Here is a 3299-nt window from a genome sequence, read left to right as displayed (position 1 = left end):
AGAACTTATTCAGACAAATCTGAGTAAAATCATTACGCTGATCCAGCAGCATAATGCCGAGCCGTTACTAATGCAAATACGCATCCCGCCAAATTACGGACCACGTTACGTCAGACAATTTACCGCACTTTATCCCCAACTAGCCGAGAAACATAATATTACCCTGTGGCCATTTTTTATGGACAGTATCGCAATTAATAGTAATTTAATGATGGCTGACGGTATTCACCCTAATGCGGCAGCACAACCGCTGATCAGTGACTTTATGGCAGATTTGCTCAGAGGGTTACCGAGTAAGAATTAAACAACGGCTTCAGCGCGGGAACAGAAGATGTCAATCTCCGTTATTAACATGTCAATGAATATAACGCGCCAGACTGCCCTTATCGTTGCAGCTGTCCAGCTAAGTGCTTAAGTAACGGTGACTTTGCAGTAAGATGGCGTCCCCTAGGGGATTCGAACCCCTGTTACCGCCGTGAAAGGGCGGTGTCCTAGGCCTCTAGACGAAGGGGACTTAACAGAACAGTAAAAAACGCTTATTAGCGACCGAAGTGGCGTCCCCTAGGGGATTCGAACCCCTGTTACCGCCGTGAAAGGGCGGTGTCCTAGGCCTCTAGACGAAGGGGACGCTGTATTCAGTCAAAGTGTGCAGATTTAAGTGGCGTCCCCTAGGGGATTCGAACCCCTGTTACCGCCGTGAAAGGGCGGTGTCCTAGGCCTCTAGACGAAGGGGACGCACTGGAAATCTTGGTGGAGCTAAGCGGGATCGAACCGCTGACCTCTTGCATGCCATGCAAGCGCTCTCCCAGCTGAGCTATAGCCCCACACTTTTATCCTCAGCAATTAAGTCGAAACGTTATCGCTGAACACGGGGCGCATTCTAGGGTGACGCTGTAAATGTGTCAACAGTTTTTTCAGGCCAAAATATTGTTCGGCCATTTTTTAAACGCGTTGCTGAAAATTACAGCTGATAACATGCCTGCCAGTTGATTTTCCAATAACTTAGCCTGCCTTACTTACTATAATGGATCCGCAGCTTTCGCACCGAAAAACGACAGACTGAGGGACAAAACCCGGTACAGTTATCGTCTTTAGCAACGAAATTGTATACACTGCAAGCAAGAGTACATCTGTTGCCGGGTATCCATAGATAGAGGTTTAACGACCCGATGCCCGCTTACTTGCTATAAGGATATTGTTATGTACGAATCCTATTACGGATTGAAAGAACGCCCGTTTCAGCTTACGCCAAATCCTAACTGGTTTTTTGCCAGCAAACTGCATAAACGCGCGCTGGCCTATCTGCAGTATGGCTTAACCCAGGGCGAAGGTTTTATTGTCATAACCGGCGATGTCGGCACAGGCAAAACGACCATCGCAAACCAGTTGCTTAATCAACTAAACCAGGATGAAATAGTTGCTAAACAAATTGTTACATCCAAGCTGGCTCCTGATGATCTTATCCGAATGATTGCGTCGAGTTTTAACCTGGTGGTGAATGAACACAATAAAGCCAGCTATCTTGATGCCATATACAACTACCTGAAACGCCTGCACGCTCAACATCGTCGCGCTTTGCTGCTGGTTGATGAAGCACAAAACCTGCCTTTGGAATCCATTGAAGAACTCAGAATGCTGTCTAATTTCCAGGTGAATGGTAAACCCTTATTGCAAAGTTTTTTACTTGGCCAGAATGAATTAAATCCGATTATTCAGGCACCCAATATGGAGCAGTTCCGTCAGCGAATTATTGCTTCGTCCAATTTAACCGCATTGCAAACTGATGAAACCCAGGCTTATATTGAATTTCGTCTAAACCAGGCTGGCGCCAGAGATGGTTTAATTGCTGAGGCATGCTACCCGGATATTCAGCAATTTAGTCGTGGCATTCCCCGTAAAATTAATCTGCTGATGGACCGGGTCATGTTATATGGTTATCTGGAAGACCTTACCACGATTGAGCGGCATGATGTGCAGACAGTTATCAGTGAACTGTCCCAGGAGGTTGCGAATCAGGTAACGGCACAACCCTCAGCCGAAACCAGTGATGGTGAACAGCAGGCTAAAGTGCTAAAAGACATTAATGCTTTATTAGATAGCTCTCTGGAACAGAAAGTAAAACTGGCCAGAGAACTTGACCAGCTGCTGAAGAAACAAAAGCAGATTTTAGATAGTCAGCCTAAAGAAAACTGATGTCTGCCAATACCAGCTGGCTAACCACTAAAACGTATAAATATAGGTTAGCCAGACCCGGTTCTCGCTAGCCGTAAAGCTGTCGCTGCTGGAGTTTCGTTCTGTTCTGCGCAGCGATACTGACAGATCAGAATGCTCAGACAATGTCACATCATAACCCACAGACAATAAAATGTTATCGTCTTTACGGTTGGCAAACTGGTAATCAATTTGGTAAATCTGCAAAGCAGCGTTAATACTGCTTCGCTCTGAAAAGCGCCAGCCAGTGCGTAAACTCACACTGCGATTACGCTGCTCGTCGCTCCGCTCAACATATTCGATATCACTGGCATTGGCAGTTAGATTAACACTTAACCGCCGTTTAGTGTAGCCCAGAGCTAAACTGGCAGAGCGGCGCAACACCAGTTGCTGATCAAGCTCGAGCCCGACATCAAATACCTGCTGATATGACTCACCAGGTCGGGGTGAATAATTCGGATTTGGCGGTCGGTAACAATCCGTAAAATCACTCGCTGAATCAGGACAAACGAAAATACCTAAATCAGTTAACTCCCGATCGAGCTCAGTTTGCGTTTGCACCGCATCTGTCACATTCAAGCGCAACGTCAATGCTCTGATATGATACTGCCCCGCCAAACTGGCCGTCCGGCCAAAATAACGGCGGTCGTAAGCACCTTCTAACGATGTCCGACGGCTGGGTGCCAGATAAAATTCTGTGGCCCAATAAGTATTATTTTCATCCTCTTCCTCAAAGCGTTTGGTGGTTGCCCGGTTTACCGAAACATTCACCCAGGATACCCGTCCAAGCTTAAGTTCAACGCCGCCGCCATAGGATGAGAACTCATTCTGGTAAAAGTTATTATTGTCGGTGTATTCATAGCTACCGCGGCCAATTAAAGATAATCGCGAGGAAATGGGCAGCCCCACTGTGGCCTGTACTGCTCTGTTGTCATAATCACGAAGTTGCTGGCGCCGGGTTTTGCCAACCGCCCCCTCCAGACGCCAGAACGTTGTTCTCGAGCGATCGCGGCTGGCCAGTAGCACTCCGGCCCGGTAATTATCATTATCAAAAGCCGGTAAGCCATCATCATTGTCTGGCTCGTCGT

3 protein-coding genes and 4 tRNA genes are annotated in these 3299 nt (G+C 47.2%); 2 read left to right on the top strand and 5 right to left on the bottom strand.

What is annotated here, in order from left to right:
• Positions 1-304: SGNH/GDSL hydrolase family protein (locus R3177_RS14025; RefSeq protein ID WP_413229094.1), on the top strand; the 304-nt coding region annotated here is incomplete at its 5' end.
• 134 nt (positions 305-438) lie between these two features.
• On the opposite strand, the gene R3177_RS14020 is transcribed toward R3177_RS14025, so the two are convergent.
• From R3177_RS14020 to R3177_RS14005, 4 genes are all read right to left on the bottom strand, one after another.
• A tRNA-Glu gene (locus tag R3177_RS14020) sits at positions 439-514 on the bottom strand.
• A 38-nt stretch (positions 515-552) separates the two neighbouring features.
• Positions 553-628 (bottom strand) — tRNA-Glu (locus R3177_RS14015).
• Between the two features lie 31 nt (positions 629-659).
• Positions 660-735, bottom strand: a tRNA-Glu gene (locus R3177_RS14010).
• Between the two features lie 13 nt (positions 736-748).
• A tRNA-Ala gene (locus tag R3177_RS14005) sits at positions 749-824 on the bottom strand.
• A 376-nt stretch (positions 825-1200) separates the two neighbouring features.
• On the opposite strand from R3177_RS14005, the gene R3177_RS14000 reads away from it, so the two are divergent.
• Entirely contained in the window at positions 1201-2193 is a 993-nt protein-coding gene (locus R3177_RS14000) for an XrtA/PEP-CTERM system-associated ATPase (RefSeq protein WP_318971632.1), read from the top strand.
• A gap of 27 nt (positions 2194-2220) precedes the next feature.
• Here R3177_RS14000 and R3177_RS13995 read toward each other — a convergent pair.
• The coding region (locus tag R3177_RS13995) for a hypothetical protein (protein ID WP_318971631.1) at positions 2221-3299 on the bottom strand (1079 nt) is incomplete at its 5' end.

The organism is Arsukibacterium sp. (assembly GCF_033722355.1).
Lineage (GTDB): Bacteria > Pseudomonadota > Gammaproteobacteria > Enterobacterales > Alteromonadaceae > Alishewanella.
Note: the sequence above shows the minus strand (reverse complement) of the source record. Positions and strands in the feature narration are given on the sequence as shown.

What these genes read in the sequence shown, in the direction of transcription:
- R3177_RS14000 (WP_318971632.1), top strand. Translation starts at nt 1,201, where the DNA reads ATGTACGAATCCTATTACGGATTGAAAGAACGCCCGTTTCAGCTTACG.